The sequence below is a fragment of the Micromonospora sp. NPDC005163 genome (assembly GCF_053599835.1).
The window spans coordinates 26,266-52,112 of the sequence record NZ_JBSFYP010000048.1; the positions used below are offsets into that span (position 1 = coordinate 26,266).

The window sequence follows — 25,847 nt, forward strand, 5'->3', positions numbered from 1 at the left end:
TCGGGTGACCACTGACGATCGCGCGTACGCGGGCTGGCGCGACCCCGGCCACCCCTCGCAGCGCCTCGGGAGACCGTACGTGACTTCGCAGGAGATCCCGCTGCACGGCGGCAACGTGAGCACCGTGGTCCGGGTCGGTGACACGGTCCGCCGCAACGCCGGGCCCTGGACCCCGTCCGTGCACGCCCTGCTGAGGCACCTGGAGTACGTCGGGTTCACCGGCGCACCCCGGGCCCTGGGCATGGACGAGCGCAACCGCGAGGTGCTGTCGTACCTGGAGGGGGAGTGCGGGGAGTACCCGCTCGCCCCGCACTGGGTGACCGACGAGGCGCTGGTCACCGTGGCCACCATGCTGCGGATGTTCCACGACGCGCAGTACGGCTTCACCCCGCCGCCCGGGGCGGTCTGGCGCTCGTTCGGGCCGCCGCCACCGGACACGGAGGTGATCTGCCACCACGACGCGGCGCCGCACAACGTGATCTGGCGGCCGGACGGCACGCTCGGGCTGATCGACTTCGATCTGGCGTCGCCAGGCTCCCGGATCTACGACGTGGCGTACGCGGCCTGGACCTGGGTGCCGATCTTCGCGGACCGGGATTCGATCACCCTCGGCTGGAAGCGCCCGGACCGGCCGCGCCGGCTGCGGCTCTTCGCCGACGCGTACGGGCTGATCCCCCGGGACCGGCACCGGCTGATCCGGACCATCCGCAAGCGGATCGTGGATCACGTCGAGGGAATCCGTCGGATGGCCGCCGCCGGGGAGCCGGCGTTCGTCCGGATCGTGCACAAGGGGCACCTGCGCCGGCCGATGCGCGATCTGCGGCTGCTCGACTACGAGCGGCACGCCCTGGAGAACGCCCTCCGTTGAGCGCATTCCGCTGACCGTGCGAAGTTCGTGACACGTACGAAACAACCCGTCACGAAACGGAAACCGGCACGGGACCATGGGTGAAACAGCCGGCCGCGAAGCTTCCGCCCAACCGGCCGACGGGCGACGCTGCCCCGGAAAGCCGCGAAGGAGGGAACTTCACCTTTAGGAGGCCAGCGTGCCTGAAGCACCCACGATCGACGGCGGCAATACCGTTTGGCTGCTGGTTTCGACCGCGCTCGTGCTGCTCATGACCCCGGGACTGGCGCTGTTCTACGGCGGGCTCAACCGGGCCAAGGGCGTGCTCAACATGATGATGATGAGCTTCTCCGCCATCGGGCTCATCTCTGTTCTGTGGTGGTTCTACGGCTTCAGCGTCGCCTTCGGGACCGACGTGAACGGTTTCTGGGGCGACCCGGGCGCGTACCTCGGCACCAAGACCTTCCTCGCCGAGACCGACCTGTGGGGCGCCACGGCGGAGAACCCGAGCGGCATCGGGGTTCCGCTCTACGTGTTCATGGCCTTCCAGATGGTCTTCGCGGTGATCACCGTCGCGCTGATCAGCGGTGCCATCGCCGACCGGGCCAAGTTCGCCGGCTGGCTGCTGTTCGCCTTCGGCTGGGCCACCCTGGTCTACTTCCCGGTCGCCCACTGGGTCTGGGGCGGCGGGATCATCGGCGGCGACATCCACGCGCTGGACTTCGCCGGTGGCACCGCGGTGCACATCAACGCCGGCGCGGCGGCCCTGGCCGTGGCTCTGGTGCTCGGCAAGCGGCTCGGCTGGCCGCGCGAGGGCATGAAGCCGCACAACATTCCCCTGGTCGCGCTCGGTGCCGGCCTGCTGTGGTTCGGGTGGTTCGGGTTCAACGCCGGCTCGGAGCTGACCGTCGACTCGGTCGCCGGCCTCGCCTTCATCAACACCCAGCTCGCCACGGCGGCCGCCGTGCTCGGTTGGATCGCGGTCGAATGGATCAAGGACCGGAAGCCGACCATGGTCGGCGCCTCGTCCGGCGCCGTCGCCGGCCTGGTCGCCATCACCCCGGCCTGCGGGTTCATCGCCCCCTGGGCGGCCGTTCTGCTCGGCATCGTCGCCGGGGTGGTGTGCGCGCTCGCCGTCAGTCTCAAGTACCGGTTCGGCTACGACGACTCCCTCGACGTGGTCGGCGTGCACTTCGTCGGCGGCTGGATCGGCTCGCTCTGGCTCGGCCTCTTCGCCACCAACTCGGTCAACGCCGCGATCAGTGACGTGGTGGGCGCCTCCGACGGCCTTTTCTACGGCGGCGGCGTCACCCAGCTCGGACGGCAGGCGCTCGCCGGCCTGATCGTCTCGGTCTGGTCGTTCGGCATCGCCTGGGTGCTCGCCTTCGTCATCGAGAAGACGATCGGCTTCCGGGTGCGGGCCGAGGCTGAGGTCGAGGGGATCGACATCGCCGAGCACGCCGAGAGCAGCTACGACCTGTCCCCGGCGGGCGGCGGCACGGGCAGCGCGTTCGCGATGGCCGGCATCGGCACCCCCGGTGGCGGCGTGACGAGCGGTGCCAAGCCGGAGGCGGATCCCGCCGAGCCGGTCAGCGAGAAGGTCGCCGGTTAACGTTCCTGGGATGGAGGGGTTGGACATGAAGCTGGTGACCGCGGTCATCAAGCCGTACCAGCTGGACGCGGTGAAGGAGGCTCTGCACGCCCTCGGGGTGGCCGGGCTGACCGTCAGCGAGGTTCAGGGGTACGGGCGGCAGAAGGGGCACACCGAGGTCTACCGGGGTGCCGAGTACACGGTCGAGTTCCTGCCCAAGATCCGGGTCGAGGTGCTCACCGACGAGATCGACGTGGAAAAGATCGTGGACGCCATCGTCGGTGCAGCCCGCACGGGCAAGATCGGCGACGGCAAGGTCTGGGTCACCGGTGTCGAGGAGGTCGTCCGGGTTCGTACCGGCGAACGCGGCCTCGACGCGCTCTGACCGGGCCACGACCGACATGACCTCGTTGATCAAGGGGAACGCGTCAGGGCACGCCGGCGACGGCGACGCGGGCCGCTTGATCAACGAGGTCGTCGGCCTACCCGGGGGGATCGGCGAGCCGGCCCGGCTGGCCCGGGCGGCAGCGTACGACGACTTCCTGCGGGGTTTGCTGCCCGCGCGTGCGGGCGTGGCGCTGCTCGCTGTCGGTGGGCTGGGCCGGCGGCAGTGCGCCCCGTACGGTGACCTCGACCTGGTGCTGCTGCACGCCGGTGTACCCGGCACGGACGAGCTGGCCGCCGCGGTCTGGTACCCGATCTGGGACGCCGGCCTGCGGCTGGACCACTCGGTGCGGACCGTCGCCGAGGCGCTCTCGGTGGCCCGGGACGACGTCAAGGTCGCCCTCGGGTTGCTCGATGCCCGGCTGGTGGCCGGCGACCGCGCCCTGGCCGACGCGCTGGTCCGTGCCGCCGCCGACCACTGGCGGCGGACCGCCGTCCGCCAGCTGCCCGGCCTGCGGGAGGTCACCGCCGCCCGCTGGCAGGCCCACGGCGAGCTGGCCTTCCTGTTGGAGGGCGACCTCAAGGAGGCCGCCGGCGGGCTGCGCGACGTGGGGCTGCTGCGGGCGATCTCCGCCGCGGGGATCACCGACGCACTACGTCCCGCCGTGCGCGCCGCACACCTGCGCCTGCTGGACACCCGGGACGCCCTGCACCAGCAGGTCGGCCGCCGGGTCGACCGGCTGGTCGCCCAGGAGCGTGACGGGGTGGCCACGCTCCTCGGCCTCCGACAACTCCAGCTCGGCGCGTCTGACGCCGCGCGGCGCCCTGGAGCCGTCGTAGAGGACGGCGATGCCCTCCTGCGCCGGGTCGCCGGGGACGCGCGCACGGTCAGCCACGCCCTGGACGACGCCTTCCGCGCCGCCGACCGGCTGCGCTCCGGCCGCTCCCGGGGCGGGAACGGACGCCCGGTGCGCCGACCGGTGGCCCGGGACGTGGTGGAGCACGACGGCGAACTGGTGCTCGCCCGCACGGCGATCGGAGCACGCCCCGACCCGAGCCTGTCACTGCGGGTGGCCGCCGCCGCGGCCGCCACTCGGCTGCCGATAGCCCGCGCCACCTGCGAGTGGCTGGCGGCGTACTGTCCGCCGCTGCCCGCGCCCTGGCCGGCCGGGGCCCGGGCCGCGCTGACCACCCTGCTCGGCGCCGGTCCCGGCCTGGTGCCGGCCTGGGAGACCTGTGACCGGTACGGGCTGGTCGACGGCTGGCTTCCCGAGTGGGCCCGGCTGCGCAGCCTGCCCCAGCACAACCCCGTGCACCGGTACACCCTCGACCGGCACCTGGTGCAGACCGCGCACGAGGCCAGCCGACACTCCCGCGAGGTGGACCGTCCGGACCTGCTGCTCCTCGGCGCCCTGCTGCACGACATCGGCAAGGGGTTGCCCGGAGATCACAGCACGGTCGGTGTGCCGCTGGCCGAGGCGGTGGCGACCCGGATCGGCCTGCCCACCGGCGAGGTCGAGCTGATCGGCACGCTGGTCCGGCTGCACCTGCTGCTGCCCGACGTGGCCACCCGCCGGGACCTGGCCGACCCGGTGACCATCGCATCGGTGGCCGAGGCGGTCGGCGACACCGGCACACTCGACCTGCTGCACGCGCTGGTCCGGGCGGACGCGGCGGCCACCGGACCGGCGGCCTGGTCGGACTGGAAGGGCCGGCTGGTCGCCGAACTGGTCGCCCGGGTCCGCACCGCGCTGGACACCGGCGTGCTGCCCGAGCCGCCGACCCCCGACCCGGCGCTGCTGGCCGGGCCTCTGCCGGTCGTCCACCTGACCGGGGACCGAGTAGCGGTGGCGGCGGCGGACCGGCGCGGCCTGCTCGCCACGGTGGCCGGCTGCCTGGCGCTGCACCGGTTGGAAGTGATCTCCGCGGACGCCTCCGTGGTCGACGGCCGGGCCCTGGTCGAGTGCCGGGTGCAGCCGCGCTACGGCCTGCCGCCGGACCCGGTCCCGCTCCGCGCCGACCTGCGGCGAGCGGTATCCGGCGACGTGTCGGTCACCCAGCGGCTGCGCGGCCGTGCGCTCGCCGCCCGGGGCGGCGGCGCGGCCCCCCGGGTGGTTTGGCACCGCGAGGCGGCCACCGACGCGGTGCTGCTGGAACTGCGCGCCGCCGACGCCGCCGGGCTGCTCTACCGCGTCACCTGTGCGCTCGACGAGGCGGGTGCCCTGGTCCGCGCGGCCCGCATCTCCACCCTCGGCGCCGACGTGGTCGACGCCTTCTACCTGGTCGGCGGCTGGCCGGACGACGCCACCCGAGCCCGCCTGGAGACCGCAGTCCTTGCCGCCGTCTGACCCGCGATCGGATCCGCCCCGAAGCCCCGGCCGGTGCCCGCGCTGCGCTGTCCGACGCGCGGCGCTGCGCCGTCCGACGCCCGGCGCTGCGGCGTCCGCCTAGCCGACGCGGCACCTCATTGCTCTGCTAGGCCCAGCACACCCCCGGGCGGGGGGACGCCGCCCACCGGACGTGGTCCCTGCTGTCGGTACCGCGGCCGCCGCCGCTGTCCGGCTGCCACGCGCGCCTGCGTCTTCGGCGGCCCAACCCTCGTGCCAGCCCATCTCGCTCACAAGCGTTATACCTCAGAGTCATATTTATGCCTCAGAGGTATAACGCTCGCGGAGGTGTCCGCCGCCGGCCCGGGCGCGCTCGAGCCGTCCGGCGGGTCTCACCGCCCAGCGGGAGCGCTGTGGCGCCGTCCGGAGGGGGCCTTGTCCGGAAGGGCCCTGTCCGGAAGGGCGCCGTCCGGGGGTGTGCCTTCTGGGGGTGTGCCGGGGAACGGCGGCCGGTGAGAGGCGCGGGCCGGCGGGTGGCGCGGCCACCGGCAGCGGGCGGGAGCGGCAGAGCGGCGTGCGGCAGAGCGGCGTGTGGCAGGGCTTTTGGGGCAGGGCGGCGTGTGGCAGGGCGGCGTGCGGCGAGGCGGACAGGGGCGGGGGCCCTGGGGCGGCGGGTACGTCCGGGGGCGTAGCTGCGGTGCCGCTCGTGGACGCACGCCGGGCGGCTTCGGCGCGGGCAGAATGACGGCCATGCGAGGGAGCGGGCAGCGAGGGTGGCAGGAGACGGCCGTTGACGCGGCGCTCGCCCTGGTGCTGCTCGGATTCGCGCTGCTCGCGACCGGCCTGGCCGGGAACAACCAGCCGGGGTCGAGGCCGGTGGACGCCGCCTGCCGGGTGCTGATCGCGGTCGCCGCGCTGGCCCTGCTGGCCCGACGCCGCGCCCCGGTCGCCACCCTGGCCGTGGTCACCGTGGCAACCACGGCGTACCTCGTGCTCGGCTACCCGTACGGTCCGATTCTGCTCACTTTCCTGATCGCGGTGTACACCGTGGCGGCGCGACTGCCGGTGCGGCTTGCGGCGCTTGCCACCGGCGGCGCGTTCGTGCTGCTGCTGACACACGTCTTCTGGTCCCGGGGTCCGGCTCCGGGCTGGGCCGCGGTGCTGCCCGCGTCGGCGTGGGCGGTCGTACCGTTCGCGGCGGGGACGGTGGTGCGGGTCAACCGCGAGGCGACGGCCCGCAGTCGTGCCGAGCAGGCTCGCAGCCGCGCCGAGCAGGCCCGGCGACAGGCCGACGAGGAGCGGCTGCGCATCGCTCAGGAGGTGCATGACGTGGTGGGGCACGGGCTGGCCGCGATCAGCATGCAGGCGGAGATCGCCCTGCACCTGCTGCCGAAACGGCCGGAGCAGGCGGAGACCGCGCTGACCGCGATCAGCCGGACCAGCCGGGAGGCACTCGACGAGCTGCGGGTCACTCTGGGGGCCGTGCGGCGGGGCGCGGAGCGTGGGCCGGTGCCCGGCCTGGCCCGACTCCCGGCGCTGCGCGACCGGCTCGCCGGGGCTGGTCTCGCCGTCGAGCTGCGGGTGGTCGGTGATCCCCGGGAGCTGCCGAACCCGGTGGACCTGGCCGCGTACCGGGTGGTGCAGGAGGCGTTGACCAACGTCCTGCGCCACGCCGGGGTGGCCAACGCGGACGTGACGGTCGGCTACCGCGTCGACGAGTTGACCGTCGAGGTCACCGACCGGGGCGCGGGCGCGGCCGGCGACGTGTTGGATCCCGCCGGCGACGGCGGGCACGGTCTGGCCGGGATGCGGGAGCGGGTCGACGCGCTCGGTGGGCGGCTGCTCGTCGGGCCGCGCCCCGACGGCGGTTTCCGGGTGTACGCCCGGCTGCCGGTGGAGCCGTCCGCGTGATCCGGGTGCTGATCGCCGACGACCAGGACCTGGTCCGGCTCGGGCTGCGCGCGCTGGTGGAGAGCGAGGACGACCTGGCGCTCGCCGGTGAGGCGGCCGACGGACTGCGGGCGGTGGAGCTGGCCCGCCGGGAACGGCCGGACGTGGTGCTGATGGACATCCGGATGCCGGGCATCGACGGGATCGAGGCCACCCGTCGGATCGTCGCCGACCCCGACCTGGTCGGCACACGGGTCGTGGTGCTCACCACCTTCGAGCTGGACGAGTACGTCTTCGACGCGCTGCGGTACGGGGCGAGCGGGTTCCTCACCAAGGACACCCGGCCGGCCGAGCTGCTGCGGGCTGTCCGGCTGGTCGCCGAGGGGGAGGCGCTGCTGTCGCCGTCGGTGACCCGGCGGGTGGTGCGGGAGTTCGCCACCCGCCCGTCCCGGGCGCCCCGCCCGCACCCGCGGCTCGACGCGCTCACCGACCGGGAGCGCCAGGTGGTCGGCCTGGTCGGTGAGGGGCTGAACAACGAGGAGATCGCCGCCCGGCTGGTGGTCAGCCCGGCGACCGCGCGTACCCACGTCAGCAGGGCGATGGGCAAGCTGGGCGCTCGGGACCGGGCGCAGCTCGTCGTCTTCGCGTACCAGTCGGGGTTGGTGTCCGGATAAACGGCGGCGGCCGGGCGCGGCGGGGCGGCCGGGACGCGGCCCGGGCCGGGCGACAGCGGCCGTGCAGCCGGCCCGCTACCCTTGCGGTGGTCGGACTCCGCACTGCCGGCCACGTTGTGCCCGCCGGAACACTGACAAACGGGATGTTCGCGTGTTTGACACCTTGAGTGACCGCCTGTCCGGGATCTTCACCAAGCTCCGCGGCAAGGGGCGGCTCACCGACGCCGACATCGACGCCACCGCGCGCGAGATCCGCCTCGCGCTGCTGGAGGCGGACGTCGCGCTGCCGGTCGTCAAGGGCTTCATCGCGGCCGTCAAGGAGCGGGCCCGCAGCTCCGAGGTCTCCCAGGCGCTGAACCCGGCCCAGCAGATCATCAAGATCGTCAACGATGAGCTGATCAACGTGCTCGGCGGCGAGGGCCGGCGGCTCCAGTTCGCCAAGCAGTCCCCGACCGTGATCATGCTGGCCGGCCTCCAGGGCTCCGGTAAGACCACCCTCGCCGGCAAGCTGGCCCGCTGGCTCAAGGGCCAGGGGCACCAGCCGCTGCTGGTCGCCGCGGACCTCCAGCGTCCCAACGCCGTCGGGCAGCTCCAGGTGCTCGGTGGCCGGGCCGGCGTCGAGGTGTACGCCCCGGAGCCCGGCAACGGCGTCGGCGACCCGGTCCAGGTGGCCCGCGCGTCGATCGAGCACGCGAAGCGGGCGGCCCGGGACATCGTCATCGTCGACACCGCCGGCCGGCTCGGCATCGACGCCGAGATGATGCAGCAGGCCGCCGACATCCGCGACGCGGTCCAGCCGGACGAGGTCATCTTCGTCATCGACGCGATGGTCGGTCAGGACGCCGTCCGCACTGCCGAGGCGTTCCGCGACGGTGTCGGCATCACCGGTGTGGTGCTCTCCAAGCTCGACGGCGACGCCCGTGGTGGCGCCGCGCTGTCGGTGCGCGAGGTGACCGGGCAGCCGATCCTGTTCGCCTCCACCGGCGAGAAGCTGGAGGACTTCGACGTCTTCCACCCCGACCGGATGGCCAGCCGGATCCTCGGCATGGGCGACGTCCTCACTCTGATCGAGCAGGCCGAGCAGGCCTTCGACTCCGATCAGAAGGAGAAGATGACCGCCAAGCTGATGGGCGGCGAGCAGTTCACCCTGGAGGACTTCCTCGACCAGCTCATCGCCGTGCGGCGGATGGGTCCGATCGCCAACGTGCTGGCCATGATGCCCGGCATGGGGCAGATGAAGGACCAGCTGGCCGATCTGGACGACACCCACTTCGACCGGGTCACCGCGATCATCCGGTCGATGACCCCGGGCGAGCGGACCAACCCGAAGATCATCAACGGCTCCCGCCGGGCGCGCATCGCCAACGGCTCCGGAGTCACCGTGATGGACGTCAACCAGCTGCTCAACCGCTTCGCCGACGCGCAGAAGATGATGAAGCAGATGGGCGGCATGATGGGCCTGCCCGGCGGTGGCCGGCGCAAGGCGACCAAGTCGCCGAAGAACAAGCGGAAGGGCACCAAGGGTGGCGGTCGGCCGCGTACCGGCGCCGGTGCCGGGATGCCGGGCGGCTTCCCGGGCGGTATGCCGCAGCTCCCGCCGGGGATGGACCCGAACGACCTCGCCGGGGGCCAGGGGCTGCCGCCCGGCTTCAAGCTCCCGAAGATCGACTTCAACAAGCTCGGCAAGGGTGGCGACAAGGGCCCCCGCTGATTCCGCAGACGCCGGGCTGATCGGGTAGGACTGTGCGCATGGCTCTTCATGTGCGCGGTGTGCTGCTCCCCGACGACGAGGTCCGGGATCTCTGGCTGGTCGGCGACCGGGTGACCTTCACCCCGGTGCCCGACGTGGAGACGGTGGTCGACGGCGGTTTCGTCCTGCCTGGGCTGGTCGACGCGCACTGCCACATCGGCATCGCCCGTGGCGGTGCCCCGATCACCTCCCTCGATCAGGCCCGCGAGCTGGCCCACGTCGACCGGGACGCTGGCGTGCTGGCGATCCGCGACGCCGGCTCGCCGTACCCGTACCCCGAACTCGACGACGAACCGGACCTGCCGCGACTGGCCCGGGCGGGCCGGCATGTCGCGCCGCCGAAGCGCTACCTGCGCGACATCGGCGTGGAGGTCGGCGCGGCCGAGGTGGCCGCCACGGTGGCGGCTCAGGCGCGGGCCGGCAACGGCTGGGTCAAGCTGGTCGGCGACTGGATCGACCGCGGCGTGGGTGACCTGGCGCCGGCCTGGGACGCGGACACCCTCACCGCCGCCGTGCGGGCCGCGCACGACGCCGGGGTACGCGCAGCGGTGCACACCTTCTCCGAGTCGGCGGTGGAGATCATGGTGCGGGCCGGGGTGGACTCGGTCGAGCACGGCACCGGGCTGAGCCTCGACCTGATCGACGAGATGGCCCGCCAGGGCACCGCGCTGGTCCCCACGATGATCAACATTGCCACCTTCGACGGCATCGCAGAGCAGGCGCGGGCCAAGTTCCCCGGGTATGCCGAGCACATGCTGGCACTGCGGGACGGATTCCCGGAGGTGGTGCGGGCCGCACACGAGGCGGGCGTGCCGATCTACGTGGGCACCGACGCGGGCGGCGGCATCGACCACGGGCTGGCCGCCGAGGAGATGCTGCTGCTGCACGAGCGGGCCGGGATGGCGCCGATCGACGTGCTGGCCGCAGCCTCCTGGGGCGCCCGGGAGTGGCTCGGTTTTCCCGGCCTGGTCGAGGGCGGCCTCGCCGACCTGACGGTCTACCCCGAGGACCCACGCCACGACCTGCGCGTCGTCCGTGCCCCGTCCCGCACCATCCTCCGGGGCCGCGTCATCCGCTGACGCCCCGCGCGCGGCCCGTGGGGTTAGTGGGTTGGGCGGGCCGTCGCCGCGAAGAGGCGTATCGCCAGGTCGGTCAGGGCTGAGGCGGTCTGGTCGATCGGGGAGCGGGGAAGCACGATGTGGCTCACCACCAGGCGGACGATGCTGTCGGCGGCGAAGGCCAGCGCGGCCGGGTCGGCTCCCGGCAGGTGGTCTCCGGCCCACTCGATCAGCGCGCCGGAAGCCTCGGTGAGCACCACCTCGGCCCGGGTGGTCAGATATGGCAGCAGCTCGTCCGAGCCACCCCGGGCACTGGTCAGGATGGCCTTGACCAGCGGGTTGTCCGCTGCCGTGGCGAGGGTGCGCGCGATGGCCGCGTATGCCCCGGCCCGCACGTCGTCGCCGTTCGCGACAAGTGCGGCACGGACGTCGCCGACGAACCGGTCCACCTCGCGCCGGGCCAGCGCCTCGGCCAGCCCCGCCTTGCTGCCGAACTCGTTGTAGACGGTCTGCCGGCTCACCCCGGCCGTGGTGGCCACCCCACCCATCCGGACCGCGTCCCAGCCGCCGGCGATGGTCCGCGTACGGGCGGCGTCCACGATCGTGTCCCGCAGTTGCTGGCGCGGCGAGCCGGTCGATGCAGTCATGGTGGTCGAATTCTACGGGGGCACCGTCGCCACGCCCAGAGCTGCCACGACGACGACAAGCCGGGCGTGACACCGCACGACGGGCGGGCGCGACACGGCACGGCCACTCCCGGACGCGGTGTCCCCCCGTGTGGCGCATAGGATGTGCGGTCATGGCACGCGTGCTCACTCCCCGTGCGGAGGACTTCCCCCGCTGGTACCAGGACCTGATCGCCAAGGCGAAGCTGGCCGACAACGGCCCGGTCCGCGGCACCATGGTCATCCGCCCGGCCGGCTATGCCATCTGGGAACGGATGCAGGCCGAGATGGACGCCCGGATCAAGGCGGCGGGCGCGGAGAACGCGTACTTCCCGCTGTTCATTCCGGAGAGCTACCTCAAGCGCGAGGCCCAGCACGTCGAGGGCTTCTCGCCGGAGCTGGCGGTGGTCACTCACGGTGGCGGCAAGCAGCTCGCCGAACCGGTGGTGGTGCGCCCCACCAGCGAGACGGTCATCGGCGAGTTCATGGCCAAGTGGATCGACTCGTACCGGGACCTGCCGCTGCTGCTCAACCAGTGGGCCAACGTGGTCCGGTGGGAGCTGCGCCCGCGGATCTTCCTGCGTACCAGCGAGTTCCTCTGGCAGGAGGGGCACACCGCGCACGCCACCCGCGAGGACGCCCGGGCCTACGCCCGGCGGATCCTGCACGAGGCGTACGAGGACCTGATGGTCAACGTGATCGGCATCCCCGTGGTGGTGGGTCTGAAGACGGCCCGCGAGCGGTTCGCCGGTGCGACCGCCACGTACACCTGTGAAGGCATGATGGGCGACGGCAAGGCGCTTCAGCTGGGCACCAGCCACGAGCTGGGCCAGAACTTCGCCAAGGCGTTCGACATCAGCTACTCGTCGGCCGAGGGTGGCCGGGAGCACGCCTGGACGACCTCCTGGGGCACCTCGACCCGGATGCTCGGCGGGCTGATCATGGCGCACGGCGACGACAACGGCCTGCGGGTGCCGCCGAGGCTGGCCCCGATCCAGGCGTACGTCATGATCGTCAAGGACGGCGAGGGCGTCGCCGAGGCGGCGGCCAAGCTGCGCGACGGCCTGCGTGACGCCGGTGTCCGGGTCGCGCTCGACGACCGCACGGACACCGCGTTCGGCCGCCGGGCCGTCGACGCCGAGCTGCGCGGCTATCCGGTACGCGTCGAGGTCGGCCCCCGCGACCTGGCCGCCGGCAACGCCGTGGTGGTGCGCCGTACCGACGGGTCGAAGTCCCCGACGCCGGTGGCCGACGTGGTCGGCGTGGTGCTGGCCGCGCTGGAGACCGACCAGCAGGTGCTGCACGACCAGGCGCTGGCCAACCGCGAGTCGCTCACGGTGGAGGTGGCCACCCTCGCCGAGGCGATCGAGGCCGCCGCGAACGGCTGGGCCCGGGTGCCGTGGTCGGCGGTCGGCGTGGCCGGCGAGGCCGAGGCGAACGGCCAGGGCGTCACGGTGCGCTGCCTGCTTCGCGCCGACGGCTCGGTGCCGGACTCCGAGGACGAACCCGACCTGATCGCCATCCTCGCCCGCGCCTACTGAGGCGGAAGGAAGGGCACCTTCTTAACGCCTGCGGTAGAGGAAGGGCCCCCTGTTAACAGCCCCGGAGGTGGTGCGGTGCGCTTCGAGTCGGGTCGGCTGATCATGCACCGCAGCGTGCGACGCGGCCGGATCGGATGGGTCCGGCCGGGCCGGGTGGTCAGCGACGACGAGCGGGGCCTGCTGGTCTGGATCGCCCGGGACTCGCCGGTCGCCCACGAGGTGAGCGAGGCGGGGCTGGGGATGCGGGCGATGCCGTTCGCCCAGTGGATCTCGTCGGCGTACCGGCTGGAGCACGGGCGCTGGAACGGGCCGCCGCTGCTGAAGTTCCTGCCCACCGGTGCGGCGCACTCCGTCTGGTGGTTCCGGGACGCGCAGGGCCGGTTCGCCCACTGGTACGTCAACCTGGAGGAGCCCGGCGTGCGCTGGGACGACGGCCCGGTGGCCGGCGTCGACGTGGTGGACCAGGACCTCGACGTGGTGGTGCACCCGGACCGCAGCTGGCAGTGGAAGGACGAGGAGGAGTTCGTCGAGCGCCTCGCCTTCCCGGACGACTACTGGGTGGCCGACGAGAAGGCGGTTCGGGCCGAGGGGGAGCGGGTGATCGCGCTCGCCGAGGCCGGAGAGTTCCCGTTCGACGGCACCTGGTGCGACTTCGCGCCTCCCGCCGACTGGGACGTACCGGACGAACTTCCGCCGGGCTGGGACCGTCCGCCGGTGCGCTGAGGGGTGTTCCGGGTCACCGGTCCGGGCGAGCCGGGCGCGGTGTCCGGGTCCGGTGCGAGAGATCGGCGGCGGATCTGGCAGAATGGGTCGCTGGTATCCGGCGCGCGTCCGGCGCCCTCTAACCCAGGCGCGTCGCCAGTCCACCGAGTAGTCTCCGGCCCAACCCCACTGTGCCGTCGGCGCTCACCCATACACACCGCCCGTACCGGGCTGGTGAGATCGCAACAGGAGCGAAACAACTGTGGCCGTAAAGATCCGGCTCCTGCGGATGGGTAAGATCCGCAACCCGCAGTACCGCATTGTCATCGCCGACTCGCGCACCAAGCGTGACGGCCGGGCGATCGAGTTCGTCGGGGTGTACCAGCCGAAGGAAGACCCTTCGATCATCGAGGTCAAGTCGGAGCGGGTCCAGTACTGGCTGTCCGTCGGCGCTCAGCCGAGCGAGGCGGTGCAGCGGCTGCTGGAGCTGACCGGTGACTGGCAGAAGTACAAGGGCCTGCCGGCCCCGCCGCCGCTGAAGGTCGCCCCCGAGCGGGCCGACCGCAAGGCGGCGTACGAGGCTGAGGCGAAGGCCGCCGCCGGGCTCGCCCCGGAGACCCCGGCCAAGCCGGCCAAGAAGGCCGCCAAGGCCGCTGAGGCTCCGAAGGCCGAGGCTCCGGCTGAGGCTCCGAAGGCCGAGGCTCCGGCTGAGGCGCCGAAGACCGAGGCTCCGGCCGAGGCCCCGGCTGCCGCTGCCGACGCCGGTGAGCAGGCCTGATATGCCTCTGCGTCCGGCGTTGGAGCACCTGGTCAAGGGCATCGTCGACCACCCGGACGATGTCCGGGTGCGGATGGTCGATTCCCGTCGGGGCAAGCGGCTGGAAGTCCGCGTGCACCCCGAGGACCTCGGCACTGTGATCGGGCGGTCCGGCCGGACCGCCAAGGCGCTGCGCCAGGTGATCGGCTCCATCGGCGGGCGCGGGGTACGCGTCGACATCGTCGACTCGTACTGATGCAGCTCGTCGTCGGCAGGATCGGCAAGCCGCACGGTGTCCGCGGTGAGGTCACCGTGGAGGTGCGGACCGACGAGCCCGAAGCACGGTTCGCCCCAGGCACGGTGCTGCGCACCGAGCCTGGGGCGACGCCCCAGACTGTGTCCCCGCGCAGCAGCGGCGTGCTGCGCACCGAGCCTGGGGCGGTTCCGCCGCCCCCGGCCACGGACGGGCCCGGGGTGCTGTTCCGGGTCCCGGCCGAGCTGACCATCGAGGAATCCCGCTTCCATCAGGGCCGGATGCTGGTCGCGTTCGCCGGGATACTGGATCGCGACGGCGCCGAGGCGCTGCGCGGGACCCTGCTCGTGGTGGACAGCGCCGACGTGGAGCCCCCGGAGGACCCGGAGGAGTTCCACGACCACCAGCTCGTCGGGCTGGCCGTGGTCACGCCGGGCGGCGAGCGGCTGGGCGAGGTGGCCCGGATCGACCACGCCCCCTCCTCCGACCTGCTGGTGCTGCGACGCCCCGAGGGGCGTGTCGCGTTGATCCCGTTCGTCCGGGCGATCGTTCCGGAGGTCGACCTGGCCGGTGGACGCGTGATCGTCGACCCACCCGCCGGACTGCTCGACCTTTAGGACCACCCGCATGCGCGTCGACATCGTGTCGATCTTCCCGGAGTACTTCGCCCCTCTCGACCTGTCGCTGATCGGCCGGGCCCGGGCCAATGGCGTACTCCAGTTGGCCGTGCACGACCTGCGGACCTGGACCCACGACGTGCACCGCACGGTCGACGACACCCCCTACGGCGGCGGTCCGGGCATGGTGATGCGCCCGGAGCCGTGGGGCGGCGCGCTGGACGCGCTCGCGCCGGCCGAAGCCCCGCCGCCCCGGCTGCTGGTGCCCTCGCCGGCCGGTGTCCCGTTCACCCAGGCCATGGCGCACGAGCTGGCCGCCGAGCCGCACCTGCTCTTCGCCTGCGGTCGGTACGAGGGGATCGACCAGCGGGTACTGGCGCACGCCGCGACCCGGATGCCGGTCACCGAGGTGTCGCTCGGCGACTACGTGCTCTTCGGCGGCGAGGTGGCGGTGCTGGTCGTCCTGGAGGCGGTCACCCGGCTGCTGCCCGGTGTGCTGGGCAACGCCGGCTCGCTGGACGAGGAGTCGCACGCGCACGGGCTGCTCGAAGCGCCGATCTACACCAAGCCGCCGAGCTGGCGCGGGCACGACGTGCCGGAGGTGCTCCGCTCCGGCGATCACGGCAAGATCGCCCGCTGGCGGCGCGAGGAGGGTCTGCTGCGCACCGCCGCCCGGCGCCCGGACCTGCTCGCCGCGCTGCCCGCCGATCAGCTCGACAAACGGGACATCGCGGCGCTGGACCGGGCCGGATTTCAGCCGCCGCCGGGGGATGTGGCAAAGTAGAGGGGTTGCCGCATCCGTCCGCGCCCGCGGGCGGCTGCGAGGATCCTCGACCGGGGTCGGCACGCCGACCACCACCCGGGGATCAGAACCACCCACCCGCGCACCGAGTGACGGTGCGCCGTGAGCCTCACGAGGACGCAGCGATGAACATCCTGGACGCCCTTGACGCCCAGTCGAAGCGGACCGATCTTCCCGACTTCCGTGCCGGTGACACCGTCAAGGTGCACGCCCGCGTCGTTGAGGGCGCCCGGTCCCGTGTCCAGATCTTCCAGGGCGTCGTGATCCGCCGCCAGGGTGACGGTCTGCGCGAGACCTTCTCGGTCCGCAAGGTCAGCTTCGGTGTCGGCGTCGAGCGGACCTATCCGATCAACGGCCCGGGCATCGACCGGATCGAGATCGTGACCCGCGGTGCCGTGCGCCGCGCCAAGCTGTACTACCTGCGCGAGCTGCGCGGCAAGAAGGCCAAGATCAAGGAGAAGCGGGAGAAGCAGCCCAGCTGACTTCCCGCTCGCCACGCCGCCTGAGCTGCGCGTATGCCGTACCGACCGGACCGCACTACCCTGGTCGTACGGGCGCAGCGAGGCGGCGGCCCCGCCCATGTGGCGGGCAGCCGTCCACAACCGCCCGTGGGGCCTCGACGAGGCTCCCGGGCGGTGGTGTTTCTGCGGACCGGGGAGTGGCGTGGTGCAGACGCTTGACGAGGACGGCACCGTCGATCCGTGGCGCCGGCGGGCCCGCCGCACCCGCCGGCAGATGCCGCTCTGGCAGGAGCTCCCGCTGCTGCTGGTCGTCGCGTTCTGCCTCGCGGTGCTGATCCGCACCTTCCTGCTCCAGGCGTTCTTCATCCCGTCCGGTTCGATGGAGGACACGCTCCTGATCGGCGACCGCGTGCTGGTCAACAAGGTCGTCTACGACGTCCGCGACCCGGTACGCGGCGAGGTGGTGGTCTTCCGGGGCACCGACCGCTGGGCACCGCAGGTCGACGAGCAGCCGGCGCCGGGCTTCGCCGGCAAGCTCACCCGGACCGTCGGTGACCTGGTGGGGGTGAGCCGCCCCGGCGAGAAGGACTTCATCAAGCGGGTGATCGGTCTCCCCGGCGACCGGGTCAAGTGCTGCGACAGCCAGGGCCGGGTCACCGTCAACGGCACTCCACTCGACGAGCCGTACGTGGTGCGCGACTCCCCGCTGGACCTGCCACCCAACCCGGGGGAGTGCCGCTCCCGGCGTTTCGACGAGGTCGTCGTGCCGCCCGGCCAGATCTTCGTGATGGGCGACCACCGGCTGGTGTCCCAGGACGCGCGCTGCCAGGGCCCGGTGCCGATCGACAACGTGGTCGGCCGTGCCTTCATGGTGGTCTGGCCGTCCTCCCGGTGGAATCCGCTGTCGGTGCCGTCGACGTTCGACGACGTGTCCGGGCCGGCTGCGGCGTCCTCGGGCGCGCCCCCGGTCCGTCCGACCCCGCAGGGCGGTGTGCTGCTGCTTCTTCCCCTGGTAGCCGCGCTGCGGGGTTCCCGCGCGTTCCGGACGGTGACGTCTGGCCCGGCAACGTAGGCTCCTTGGCGTGATTGACGAGCAGACCGACAAGCCCCGTAGTTCCTTCTGGAAGGAGCTGCCGATCCTGCTGGGTGTGGCGATCCTGGTAGCGGTGCTGGTCCGCGCCTTCGTGCTGCAGACCTTCTTCATCCCCTCCCCGTCCATGGAAAACACCCTCAAGATCGATGACCGGGTGCTGGTCAACAAGCTGGTCTACGACTTCCGGTCACCGCACCGCGGCGAGGTGATCGTGTTCAAGGCGCCGATCGAGTGGAGCGGCAACCCCGACGGTGAGGACTTCATCAAGCGGGTGATCGGCGTCGGTGGTGACCACGTGGTCTGCTGCGACCCGCAGGAGCGGCTGGTGATCAACGGCAAGTCGCTCGACGAGCCGTACATCTTCTCGATGGACGGGGTCCGCGACAAGCCGGCGGACCAGGAATTCGACATCACCGTGCCGAAGGGGCGGCTGTGGGTGATGGGCGACCACCGGTCGGCCTCGGGCGACTCGCTGGAGCACTGGCAGCAGTCCGGGCAGAACATCACCGAGGCCACGATCCCGGAGGGCGAGGTGGTCGGGCGGGCGTTCACCGTGTTCTGGCCGGTCAACCGGGCCACCTGGCTGACCGTGCCGGATCAGTACGACGGCATTCCGAAGCCGTAGGCCCGACGGGGGCGTGGGCGATCCGCCGCCGGTCTGGCAGGCTGGGGGCGTGACCGTCTACACCCCTCGACGCGCCGCCCGCGTGCTGCTCGTCGACGCGGCCGGCCGGGTTCTGCTCTTCGACGGCTTCGACCCGGCCCGCCCCGGGCACCGCTACTGGTTCACCCCGGGCGGTGGGCTGGATCCGACGGAGTCACCGGCGGCGGGCGCGGCCCGGGAGTTGGCCGAGGAGACCGGGTTGCGACTCGACCCCGCCGAGCTGGGCGAGCCGGTCTGGTCCGAGATGACCGAGTTCCCGTTCGACGGTGTGTGGTATCGCCAGCAGCAGGTGTTCTTCCTGGTCCAGGTGTCGTCGTGGCAGGTGGACACCGCGGGCTTCGACGACGTCGAGCAGCGCAGCATCGCCGGTCACCGCTGGTGGTCGCCGGACGAGCTGGCGGCCAGCGATGAGCGGTACTACCCGGTCGAGCTGCCCGCCCTGCTGACCACGCTCCTGCGACCGACGGTCGGCGTCGGCCGGGACGAGGGCTCGTGCTGACCCCGCCGCGCACCGTCGTGCGCCGGGAGGCCGGGCTGTACGCGCTGGAGCGGGCGTTGCAGCGGCGCGGCTTCCGGCAGGTCGCTGGTGCCGACGAGGCCGGTCGGGGCGCGTGCGCCGGTCCGCTGGTCGCCGCCGCGGCGGTGCTGCCCGAGGGGCGACGGGGCGAGATCGACGGGCTGGCCGACTCCAAGCTGCTCACCCCGGCGAGCCGGGAGCGGGTGTACGCGGAGGTCGTGGACCGCGCGCTGGCGTACGCCGTGGTGGTCATCCCGGCCGAGGAGGTCGACGCCAGGGGGCTGCACGTGTGCAACCTGTCCGCGATGCGCCGGGCGCTCGCCTCGCTCACCACCCGGCCGGAGTACGTGCTGACCGACGGCTTCGGCGTGGACGGCCTGGGGGTGCCGGGGCTGGCGGTGTGGAAGGGCGACCGCGTGGCGGCCTGCGTGGCGGCGGCCAGCGTGCTCGCCAAGGTCACCCGGGATCGGATCATGGTGGAGTTGGACGGGGTGTTCCCGGCGTACGGCTTCGCCGAGCACAAGGGCTACATCACCCCGGAGCACTCCGCGGCGCTGCGGGAGCACGGGCCGTGCCGGGAGCACCGGTTCTCGTACGTCAACGTCGCCGCGGTCTCCGGTCGCGACGGCCGGCCGCCGCGCGCCCGTCGGCCCGTCCAACCGGGCCCGGATGAGCCGATGGAGCGCTCCTGGGCGTCAGGGAGTACCGTCGGCGTGGCGTTGGGCGAGCAGCTTCGGCCTCCGGCGCCGGTGGGGGAAGATGTGGTCATGGAAGGCGGAGTGCGATGAGCGCGGAAGATCTCGAGAAGTACGAGACCGAGATGGAGCTGCAGCTCTACCGGGAGTACCGCGACATTGTCCGCCAGTTCTCCTACGTGGTGGAGACGGAACGCCGGTTCTACCTGGCCAACCAGGTCGACCTGCACGTGCGCAACTCCGACGGCGAGGTCTACTTCGAGGTTGAGATGCACGACGCCTGGGTGTGGGACATGTACCGTCCTGCCCGCTTCGTGAAGAACGTCCGAGTGATGACTTTCAAGGACGTCAACGTCGAGGAGCTGGAGAAGCCGGACATCTCGCTCCCCGCCGACTCCGGCTTCGGCGGCTGACCGCTCCCGTACCGTCCGGCGCCACCACGGGCCCCCCACCCGTGGCGTAGCCCACGCCGCCGGTCATTCGGCCGGCACCACGACCTCAACCCGCTGCACCAGGTTGTTGGCGAAGCCGCCCCGGTTCCACGGCTGCTCAACCGGCTGGGTCCGCCCGGAGGCGTCCGTCGCCCGCGCGCCGAGCACGTACCGGCCCGGCGTCGCCGTCCACTCGTGCCGCCACCGTCGCCAGGCGAAGTCGCCGCCCTCCGCGGCGTCCAGCTCCGCCGGCACCCAGGTCGTCCCGCCGTCAGTGGTCACCTCCACGGAGACCACCGGCGCGTGCCCCGACCAGGCCCGACCGTCCAGAGTGCACGGCCCCGGCCGGAGCACGCGGCGGCGGGACATGAAGTCGGGGAAGCCGGGCGGGCGGACCAGCGCGCGTGGCTCGATCCGGGTGACCGGAACGCCCGGGTCGTCGGCGTCGCGGCGCAGCCGGTAGGCGACCGCGTTCTGGTAGCCCTCGAACGGTTCCGTCCGGACGTCGATCGAGTGGAGCCACTTCACGTGCGCCATGCCGTACCAGCCCGGCACGATCAGCCGCAGCGGCGCACCGTGCTGCGGCAGCAGGGGAGCACCGTTCATCTCGTACGCCAGCAGCACCTCCTCGCGCAGCGCGTCGGCGACGGGCAGCCCGCGCTGGTAGTCCTGCTCGACCCCGCGCTCGACGCCGTGATCGGCGCCGGTGAAGACCACGTCGACCGCGGCCGGGTCGAGACCCGCCTCGCGCAGCAGCGGCGCCAGCGGGGTGCCGGTCCATTCGGCGTTGCCGACCGCCTCGACCAGCCAGGGCTGGCTGACCGGCCGGGGGTCCAGCAGGACCCGGCCGTTGCCGGCGCACTCCAGGGTGACCCGGTGGGTGACCCGGGGCCGTTCACGAAGCTCCGCCAGGCTGACGGTCAGCGGCCGGTCCACCGCACCGCCGACGGTCAGCGCGTGCGTGGCCGGGTCCAGCTCCGGGATGTCGTAGTGGATGAGCAGGTAGTGCAACCCCGCCGGGGTGACGTCGTAGCGCAGCGCCTCCAGCGGGATGCCGTGGTTGCGGGCGGCGAGCTGCAACTCCTCGGCGCTGATCGCCTCGCCCGGCTCAGCGAGCCGGGACGGGCCGCTCACCTCGGCGACCGTCGGCGCGTCGGCCGCCCCGAGGTGCGGAGTCGGGACGTCCTGCTGAGACCCCGACGTCCGGTCATCGACAGTGGTCATAGGGGCCTCCCCGGCTCGGACGGCGGCACTGCGCTCGCACTCGGACCAGCCTAGGCCCTCTGCGACGGCCCGAGCGCGGCCCGGTGCGCGCGACGCCTCCGGTGCGGGGTGGCAGGGTCATCGGGGGAGGAAGCGGAACATCGTCAACCCGGGCGGCAGAGGCCGGGGACGGTTGAGGTGGCGGTGCACGCCGACGCCGACCCGGTCCGCCGGGCGACCTACCGCGACCGGTGCGAATCCCTCCTGCGCGAACCAGTCACAGACGGCGGGCACCAGATCCGGCTCGCGCCGATGCCGGGTCCAGATCACCGTGCCGCCCCTCGCGCAGAGCGCGGCAGAGTGCCCCACGGTGGCCCGAACGTCGGCGTCCGACACGTTGCCGAACACCCCGCAAAGCAGCACGAGGTCGGCCGGGACCAGATCGGCGTACGCGTCGGTCACCGCCGCGTCGCCGACCACCACCTGTACGCCGCTGAGACCAGCCGTCCGGGCGGCGTCCTCGGCCACGGCGGCGTTGCGCGGGTCCAGCTCGACCAGGCGGGCGGTCACGTCGTGGCGGCGCGGGTGGGTGGCGAGCACCGGGATCAGGTCCCGGCCCTGACCGGCGCACGCGCTGATCACCCGGAGCGGCCCAGCCGGCGCCCCGTCCAGTGCCGCCCGAACCTGCTCCCGCACCTCAACCAGCCGGGCGGCCAGCGCCGAACCCGGCTGGTCGTAGTCGTCATGCCAGGCAAGCCAGTCCCGAGCCATCGGCCCAGCATAGGCAGCGTCCGCCGGCCCGCGACATAGCAGATCATCGAGGGCCTTGAGTGGTCGTCCACAGCAGCCCTATTTGTCCACAGCCCGGCTGCTCGGGGGTGGCAGGCGGCCCCGCCCGGTCGCAGGCTGCCGTCATGCGACCGCCACCCGCCCCGCGCACCGTCCCGATCCGCCGCACCGTGCTGCTCTGCGCCGCGTTCCCGCTCGCGCTGACCGCCCAGCTCAGCTGCCTGGCGCTGCTGGTCGCGGCACTGCCCGGCCGCCCGCCGACGCTGGTCGTGCCGGTCGCGGTCGTGGCGCCCGACCCGACGGACACCGGCCCGGGGCGGTTCCGCTGGCCGGTCGACGGGCAGCCCCGCCCGGTGCGCCGATTCGACCCGCCGCCCCAGCCGTGGCTGGCCGGGCACCGGGGAGTGGACCTGGCCGCCCCGGCCGGCGCGGTGATCCGCAGCGCCGGGCGGGGCACGGTGCTCTTCGCGGGCCTGGTGGCCGGTCGACCGGTGGTCACCGTGGGGCACGCCGGCGGGCCGCGCACCACCCACGAGCCGGTGCGACCGTCGGTACGCCCCGGCCAGCCGCTCGCCGCCGGTGCGCCGCTGGGTGAACTGCTGCCCGGGCATCCGGGCTGCCCCGCCGTCGCCTGCCTGCACTGGGGCCTGCGCCGGGGCGCGGAATACCTCGACCCGCTGGCCCTGCTCGGCCTCGGCCCGGTACGCCTGCTCCCGGTCGGCGGGGTCAGCGCTGGGCGAGCAGCGCCGGCAGCCGCACGGCCAGCCGTTCGTACTCGCCGGCGGCGTTGTAGACCTGACCGGTGAGCCGCAGCCACCCCCGGCCGTTCCAGCTCATCACCGCCACCTCGGCGGCGAGCCGCTCGCCGATGCGCGTCTGCAGGGCCCGCGCCGCGTCGATGGTGGTGGCCGTGCCGGCCGGCAGCGGGATGATCCGCAGAGCCACCGCGGGCCCGCCGGGGTCGGGCAGGTGGGCGGGAGGCACCCCCAGCGCGTCCCCCACCACCCGCTGGCCGTACGCGGCGAGCGCGGCGTTGTGCTCCCGGACCCGGTCGACGCCCAGGCTGCGCAGCGTGAAGAGGCCCGCCGGGGCGGCCAGCCACGAGGTGTAGTCCAGGGTGGCCTGCCATTCGATCCGGGCCGGGAAACCGGTGTCCTGCTCCCACGAGACCACCAGCGGCTCGATCCGGTCCCGCCACGGCGCGCTCACCGCGAGCAGGGCGGTGCCGCGTGGGGCGTACCCCCACTTGTGCAGGTTGCCCACCCAGAAGTCGGCGCCGATGCTGGTGACCGGGGTCGGCAGCATGCCCGGCGCGTGCGCGGCGTCCACCAGGACCGGAACGCCGTGTTCGCGGGCCACCCCGACGATGGCGGCGGTCGGGAAGAGCCGGGCGGTGGCCGAGGTGAGCTGATCGACGACGAGGAGCCGGGTCCGCCCCGGGCGTAGGCCGGCGCGGACGGTCTGCACGATCTGCTCGTCGGTGGCCGCCAGCGGGATCGGCAGCACCCGGCCAACCGCTCCGGTCCGGCGGCACTCCCGCTGGATGGCCAGGCTCACCGCCCCGTACCCGTGGTCGGTGCTGAGCACCTCGTCACCGGGCTGCAGCCCCAGCGACTGGAGCACCACGGCGACGCCGGTGGTGGTGTTGCCGACCAGGGCGCTGCCCTCCGGGTCGGCGCCCAGGAAACTGGCGAGGTGCCGGCGGGTGTGCCCGATCCGGTCGACGAGCCCCTGGGTGAAGAAGCGCAGCGGGTTGGCCTCCATCTCGTCGCGCAGCCGCTGTTGGGCTCGCTGCACGCCGATCGGCACCGCGCCGAACGAACCGTGGTTGAGGTGGCTGACCGCCGGGTCGAGGGAGAAGAGCAGGCGGGCGCCCGGGATCGGCTCGGGGGGCTGCGGGACGCTCACCTGATGATCGTAACCGCCGGTCGATCACCGCCGAGCGGTTCGCTCGTCGGGGTCAGGCGCGCGGGTGGGCCTGGCGGTAGGCGGCGCGCAGCCGATCCACCGAGACGTGCGTGTAGATCTGTGTGCTGGCCAGCGACGAGTGGCCCAGCAGTTCCTGCACCGCGCGCAGGTCGGCGCCGCCCTCGAGGAGGTGGGTGGCGGCGGAGTGGCGCAGCCCGTGCGGGCTGGTCCGGGGGAGGCCGGTGGCCTCGGCGTACCCGCCGACGATCTGGCGTGCGGTGGTCGGGTTGAGTCGGCCGCCCCGGGCACCGAGCAGCAGCGCGTCGCCCGAGCGGGCGCCAACCAGCGCCGGGCGGCCCCGCCGCAGCCAGTCGTCGAGTGCTCGCTGCGCGGGCACCCCGTACGGCACCGAGCGCTCCCGACCGCCCTTGCCGAACACCCGGATCACCCGGCGGCCGTGGTCGACGTCCCCGACGTCCAACCCGCAGGCCTCGCTGATCCGCACGCCGGTGGCGTAGAGCAGTTCCAGCAGCACCCGGTCGCGAAGCCGTACCGCCTCGACCGCCGTCCCTTCCGCCGGGCCGGGCTTCGCCTCGTCCGGCGGCTCAGCCGTTGTCGGCCCGGTCGGTGTGGAGGCGGGGGTCAGCCGGGTTGGTGCCTCGACCAGGGCGGCGGCCTGGTCGGCGCGCAGGACGGTGGGAAGTTCCCGGTGCGCGCGAGGGCTGGCGAGCGCGGCGCCCACGTCGGCGGGGAGCAACCCGGCACGGTGTGCCCAGGCGCTGAACGCCCGCGCCGACGCGGCCCGCCGGGCCAGGGACGTGCGGGCGGCACCGGTCGTCCGTTGCCGGGCCAGCCAGCTGCGCAGCACCGACAGGTCCAGCTCGGCCAGCTCGACACAGCCCATCCGAACGGCGTGGTCGAGCAGCGAGACCAGGTCGGTGACGTACGCGCGGACGGTGTGCGTCGACCGGTTGCGGACCCGGGACAGGTAGTCGGCGAAATCGTCCACCGCGTCGCGCAGCGCTGGCGGCAGCTCCTGGTGGGTGGCCCGGGTGCCCCGGGCAGGCCCGCTCATCGCCGCCAGGTGGGCGGCGCCGTGGTGCGGGCCGGTCGATGGGCCGGCGCACCCCCGCTGACAGTCGGCACGACAATCAGCCTACGGCCGCGCGTCGCGTGCCGCCGGCCACGACAGTGCCGGTGTCGTCGGTGCCGGTGACGTCGGTCTCGGCTTGGCGGTAGCCGCCCAGTTCCGCCGGCTGGTCCGCCTGGTCGCCGAGCGTGGCGGTGACGCGATCGCTGACGGCCGGCCGGGCCGGCAGTGGTCTCTCGACCTCTCTGACCGGGTGCTGCTGGTCGCCGCGTACTGGCGGACGAACCTGACGATGCACCAGATCGGCCCGTTGTTCGGGGTGTCGCACTCCGCCGCTCACCGGGTCATCGACACCCTCGGCCCGCTCCTCGCACTGGCCCCGGTTCGTCGGCGCCGGGTCGACCAGATCGCGATCGTCGACGGCACCCTCATCCCGACCCGGGACCACCGCCTGGCCGCCCCGAGCAAGAACTACCGCTACTCAACGAACCTGCAGGTCGCCATCGACGCCCACACCCGCCTCGTGGTGGCCCTCGGCGACCCACAACCCGGCAACCGCAACGACACCATCGTCTACCGCACCAGCGGCATCGACCAGAAGCTGGCCGGACGGCCGGTGATGGCCGACGGCGCCTACCGCGGCAACCCAGAGGTGATCATCCCGTACCGCAAGCCAGCCGACGGCAGCGAGCTACCCGAGTGGAAGGACGACCTGAGCAGACAGCACCGCACCGTCCGAGCACAGGTGGAACACGCCCTGGCCAGGATGAAGTGCTTCAAGATCCTCCGCGACTACCGTCGCGCCGCCCACACATTGACCGACGCTGCTTCCGGCATCGTCCTCAACGCGGCGGCTGCCGCCGACTTGCTCGCAGTGATCAGCCAGGCCCGGCCTCAGCCAGGACACCACGAGCCACTGCCTCCGGCAGCCGACCGACCGCCGACCCAGGCGCGCGTCCCGCGACAGACCGCTCGAGGCGATGCGCCACCCACGCCCCGCCGCACCACTGGTCAGCGCCTGCACCTGCAAATCCTCGGCGACACGATGCTGCAGTGCCACGGCCGGCCGGTGACAATCCGGCGCACCGCCGCCCGCCAAGCCCTGGTCTTCCTCGCCGTGCATCCCGACGGCGCCAAC

The 25,847-nt window shown here is 73.1% G+C and carries 26 protein-coding genes and 1 pseudogene; 22 read left to right on the forward strand and 5 right to left on the reverse strand.

The annotated features are described in order from the left end of the window. Nucleotides 1-4 precede the first annotated feature (4 nt). The 8 genes from ACWD6N_RS26835 (at nucleotide 5) to ACWD6N_RS26870 (ending at nucleotide 10,542) form a co-directional block, all read left to right on the forward strand. A complete protein-coding gene (locus ACWD6N_RS26835) occupies nucleotides 5-868 on the forward strand; it encodes an aminoglycoside phosphotransferase family protein (RefSeq protein ID WP_172898993.1) in 864 nt (287 codons plus the stop codon). Nucleotides 869-1,046: 178 nt separating this feature from the next. Next, entirely contained in the window at nucleotides 1,047-2,459 is a 1,413-nt protein-coding gene (locus tag ACWD6N_RS26840) for an ammonium transporter (protein ID WP_354966931.1), read from the forward strand. A gap of 25 nt (nucleotides 2,460-2,484) precedes the next feature. Beyond that, nucleotides 2,485-2,823: a P-II family nitrogen regulator gene (locus ACWD6N_RS26845; protein ID WP_007456507.1), complete on the forward strand. Its 339-nt coding sequence runs from the start codon at nucleotides 2,485-2,487 to the stop codon at nucleotides 2,821-2,823. Nucleotides 2,824-2,839: 16 nt separating this feature from the next. Continuing rightward, nucleotides 2,840-5,170 (forward strand): [protein-PII] uridylyltransferase, encoded by a 2,331-nt coding sequence (locus ACWD6N_RS26850; RefSeq protein ID WP_387327017.1) that lies wholly within the window; start codon nucleotides 2,840-2,842, stop codon nucleotides 5,168-5,170. 729 nt (nucleotides 5,171-5,899) lie between these two features. Then, entirely contained in the window at nucleotides 5,900-7,060 is a 1,161-nt protein-coding gene (locus ACWD6N_RS26855) for a sensor histidine kinase (RefSeq protein ID WP_354966929.1), read from the forward strand. Next, on the forward strand, nucleotides 7,057-7,713 hold the full coding sequence (locus ACWD6N_RS26860; RefSeq protein WP_354966928.1) for a response regulator transcription factor: 657 nt from the start codon (nucleotides 7,057-7,059) through the stop codon (nucleotides 7,711-7,713). The genes ACWD6N_RS26855 and ACWD6N_RS26860 overlap by 4 nt, the downstream gene beginning before the upstream one ends. 151 nt (nucleotides 7,714-7,864) lie before the next feature. After that, on the forward strand, nucleotides 7,865-9,424 hold the full coding sequence (gene ffh, locus ACWD6N_RS26865) for a signal recognition particle protein (protein WP_354966927.1): 1,560 nt from the start codon (nucleotides 7,865-7,867) through the stop codon (nucleotides 9,422-9,424). Between the two features lie 38 nt (nucleotides 9,425-9,462). After that, nucleotides 9,463-10,542: an amidohydrolase family protein gene (locus ACWD6N_RS26870; RefSeq protein ID WP_387327020.1), complete on the forward strand. Its 1,080-nt coding sequence runs from the start codon at nucleotides 9,463-9,465 to the stop codon at nucleotides 10,540-10,542. Nucleotides 10,543-10,565: 23 nt separating this feature from the next. Here the strand turns inward: ACWD6N_RS26870 and ACWD6N_RS26875 are convergent, their stop codons facing one another. Next, nucleotides 10,566-11,168 (reverse strand): TetR/AcrR family transcriptional regulator, encoded by a 603-nt coding sequence (locus ACWD6N_RS26875; RefSeq protein WP_354966925.1) that lies wholly within the window; start codon nucleotides 11,166-11,168, stop codon nucleotides 10,566-10,568. 152 nt (nucleotides 11,169-11,320) lie between these two features. On the opposite strand from ACWD6N_RS26875, the gene proS reads away from it, so the two are divergent. From proS to ACWD6N_RS26935, 12 genes are all read left to right on the forward strand, one after another. Then, a complete protein-coding gene (gene proS / locus ACWD6N_RS26880; RefSeq protein WP_354966924.1) occupies nucleotides 11,321-12,727 on the forward strand; it encodes a proline--tRNA ligase in 1,407 nt (468 codons plus the stop codon). A gap of 75 nt (nucleotides 12,728-12,802) precedes the next feature. Then, nucleotides 12,803-13,450 (forward strand): DUF402 domain-containing protein, encoded by a 648-nt coding sequence (locus ACWD6N_RS26885; protein ID WP_387327023.1) that lies wholly within the window; start codon nucleotides 12,803-12,805, stop codon nucleotides 13,448-13,450. 241 nt (nucleotides 13,451-13,691) lie between these two features. Beyond that, a complete protein-coding gene (rpsP, locus tag ACWD6N_RS26890; RefSeq protein WP_354966922.1) occupies nucleotides 13,692-14,207 on the forward strand; it encodes a 30S ribosomal protein S16 in 516 nt (171 codons plus the stop codon). Beyond that, nucleotides 14,182-14,442 (forward strand): RNA-binding protein, encoded by a 261-nt coding sequence (locus ACWD6N_RS26895; RefSeq protein WP_172862164.1) that lies wholly within the window; start codon nucleotides 14,182-14,184, stop codon nucleotides 14,440-14,442. The genes rpsP and ACWD6N_RS26895 overlap by 26 nt, the downstream gene beginning before the upstream one ends. Continuing rightward, nucleotides 14,442-15,056 (forward strand): ribosome maturation factor RimM, encoded by a 615-nt coding sequence (gene rimM / locus ACWD6N_RS26900; protein ID WP_354966921.1) that lies wholly within the window; start codon nucleotides 14,442-14,444, stop codon nucleotides 15,054-15,056. The genes ACWD6N_RS26895 and rimM overlap by 1 nt, the downstream gene beginning before the upstream one ends. A 10-nt stretch (nucleotides 15,057-15,066) precedes the next feature. Then, complete coding sequence (gene trmD / locus ACWD6N_RS26905) at nucleotides 15,067-15,840, forward strand: tRNA (guanosine(37)-N1)-methyltransferase TrmD (RefSeq protein ID WP_074319223.1); 774 nt, start codon at nucleotides 15,067-15,069, stop codon at nucleotides 15,838-15,840. A gap of 143 nt (nucleotides 15,841-15,983) precedes the next feature. Next, nucleotides 15,984-16,340, forward strand: coding sequence for a 50S ribosomal protein L19 (rplS, locus tag ACWD6N_RS26910; RefSeq protein ID WP_354966920.1), 357 nt, complete (start codon nucleotides 15,984-15,986; stop codon nucleotides 16,338-16,340). Between the two features lie 181 nt (nucleotides 16,341-16,521). Beyond that, nucleotides 16,522-17,391 carry a signal peptidase I gene (lepB, locus tag ACWD6N_RS26915; protein ID WP_387327026.1) on the forward strand — a complete coding sequence of 290 codons (870 nt, stop codon included), beginning with the start codon at nucleotides 16,522-16,524 and terminating at the stop codon, nucleotides 17,389-17,391. Nucleotides 17,392-17,401: 10 nt separating this feature from the next. Beyond that, nucleotides 17,402-18,037 (forward strand): signal peptidase I, encoded by a 636-nt coding sequence (gene lepB, locus ACWD6N_RS26920; protein ID WP_354966918.1) that lies wholly within the window; start codon nucleotides 17,402-17,404, stop codon nucleotides 18,035-18,037. Nucleotides 18,038-18,086: 49 nt separating this feature from the next. Continuing rightward, complete coding sequence (locus ACWD6N_RS26925; protein WP_354966917.1) at nucleotides 18,087-18,575, forward strand: NUDIX hydrolase; 489 nt, start codon at nucleotides 18,087-18,089, stop codon at nucleotides 18,573-18,575. Further along, the gene (locus tag ACWD6N_RS26930; protein ID WP_354966916.1) at nucleotides 18,569-19,381 is read left to right on the forward strand and encodes a ribonuclease HII; all 813 of its coding nucleotides are present in this window, start codon (nucleotides 18,569-18,571) and stop codon (nucleotides 19,379-19,381) included. The genes ACWD6N_RS26925 and ACWD6N_RS26930 overlap by 7 nt, the downstream gene beginning before the upstream one ends. Further along, a complete protein-coding gene (locus tag ACWD6N_RS26935; RefSeq protein ID WP_007075222.1) occupies nucleotides 19,378-19,701 on the forward strand; it encodes a DUF2469 domain-containing protein in 324 nt (107 codons plus the stop codon). Before ACWD6N_RS26930 ends, ACWD6N_RS26935 begins: the two co-directional genes overlap by 4 nt. A 63-nt stretch (nucleotides 19,702-19,764) precedes the next feature. Here ACWD6N_RS26935 and ACWD6N_RS26940 read toward each other — a convergent pair whose 3' ends face one another. Then, on the reverse strand, nucleotides 19,765-20,943 hold the full coding sequence (locus tag ACWD6N_RS26940; RefSeq protein ID WP_354966915.1) for a sulfite oxidase: 1,179 nt from the start codon (nucleotides 20,941-20,943) through the stop codon (nucleotides 19,765-19,767). Nucleotides 20,944-21,060: 117 nt separating this feature from the next. Further along, complete coding sequence (locus ACWD6N_RS26945) at nucleotides 21,061-21,693, reverse strand: class I SAM-dependent methyltransferase (protein ID WP_354966914.1); 633 nt, start codon at nucleotides 21,691-21,693, stop codon at nucleotides 21,061-21,063. Between the two features lie 143 nt (nucleotides 21,694-21,836). On the opposite strand from ACWD6N_RS26945, the gene ACWD6N_RS26950 reads away from it, so the two are divergent. Continuing rightward, nucleotides 21,837-22,517, forward strand: coding sequence for a murein hydrolase activator EnvC family protein (locus ACWD6N_RS26950; RefSeq protein ID WP_354966913.1), 681 nt, complete (start codon nucleotides 21,837-21,839; stop codon nucleotides 22,515-22,517). Here ACWD6N_RS26950 and ACWD6N_RS26955 read toward each other — a convergent pair. Both ACWD6N_RS26955 and ACWD6N_RS26960 read right to left on the reverse strand, forming a co-directional pair. Then, a complete protein-coding gene (locus tag ACWD6N_RS26955; RefSeq protein WP_354966912.1) occupies nucleotides 22,438-23,619 on the reverse strand; it encodes an aminotransferase class V-fold PLP-dependent enzyme in 1,182 nt (393 codons plus the stop codon). The two genes, ACWD6N_RS26950 and ACWD6N_RS26955, sit on opposite strands and share 80 nt — an antisense overlap. A 52-nt stretch (nucleotides 23,620-23,671) precedes the next feature. Next, nucleotides 23,672-24,694, reverse strand: a complete 1,023-nt coding sequence (locus tag ACWD6N_RS26960; RefSeq protein ID WP_354966911.1) for a tyrosine recombinase XerC — start codon at nucleotides 24,692-24,694, stop codon at nucleotides 23,672-23,674. Nucleotides 24,695-24,848: 154 nt separating this feature from the next. On the opposite strand from ACWD6N_RS26960, the pseudogene ACWD6N_RS26965 reads away from it, so the two are divergent. Continuing rightward, a pseudogene (locus ACWD6N_RS26965) lies at nucleotides 24,849-25,547 on the forward strand (transposase family protein); the annotation flags it as partial. Nucleotides 25,548-25,847: the final 300 nt, after the last annotated feature.

Excerpts from the sequence above, each read along its gene's own strand:
- ACWD6N_RS26935 (WP_007075222.1), top strand. The coding sequence starts at position 19,378 with ATGAGCGCGGAAGATCTCGAGAAGTACGAGACCGAGATGGAGCTGCAG.
- rplS (WP_354966920.1), top strand. The coding sequence starts at position 15,984 with ATGAACATCCTGGACGCCCTTGACGCCCAGTCGAAGCGGACCGATCTT.
- ACWD6N_RS26870 (WP_387327020.1), top strand. The coding sequence starts at position 9,463 with ATGGCTCTTCATGTGCGCGGTGTGCTGCTCCCCGACGACGAGGTCCGG.
- trmD (WP_074319223.1), top strand. The coding sequence starts at position 15,067 with ATGCGCGTCGACATCGTGTCGATCTTCCCGGAGTACTTCGCCCCTCTC.
- ACWD6N_RS26960 (WP_354966911.1), bottom strand. The coding sequence starts at position 24,694 with ATGAGCGGGCCTGCCCGGGGCACCCGGGCCACCCACCAGGAGCTGCCG.
- ACWD6N_RS26945 (WP_354966914.1), bottom strand. The coding sequence starts at position 21,693 with ATGGCTCGGGACTGGCTTGCCTGGCATGACGACTACGACCAGCCGGGT.
- rimM (WP_354966921.1), top strand. The coding sequence starts at position 14,442 with ATGCAGCTCGTCGTCGGCAGGATCGGCAAGCCGCACGGTGTCCGCGGT.
- ACWD6N_RS26940 (WP_354966915.1), bottom strand. The coding sequence starts at position 20,943 with ATGACCACTGTCGATGACCGGACGTCGGGGTCTCAGCAGGACGTCCCG.
- proS (WP_354966924.1), top strand. The coding sequence starts at position 11,321 with ATGGCACGCGTGCTCACTCCCCGTGCGGAGGACTTCCCCCGCTGGTAC.
- ACWD6N_RS26855 (WP_354966929.1), top strand. The coding sequence starts at position 5,900 with ATGCGAGGGAGCGGGCAGCGAGGGTGGCAGGAGACGGCCGTTGACGCG.
- ACWD6N_RS26950 (WP_354966913.1), top strand. The coding sequence starts at position 21,837 with ATGCGACCGCCACCCGCCCCGCGCACCGTCCCGATCCGCCGCACCGTG.
- ACWD6N_RS26875 (WP_354966925.1), bottom strand. The coding sequence starts at position 11,168 with ATGACTGCATCGACCGGCTCGCCGCGCCAGCAACTGCGGGACACGATC.
- ACWD6N_RS26845 (WP_007456507.1), top strand. The coding sequence starts at position 2,485 with ATGAAGCTGGTGACCGCGGTCATCAAGCCGTACCAGCTGGACGCGGTG.
- ACWD6N_RS26850 (WP_387327017.1), top strand. The coding sequence starts at position 2,840 with ATGACCTCGTTGATCAAGGGGAACGCGTCAGGGCACGCCGGCGACGGC.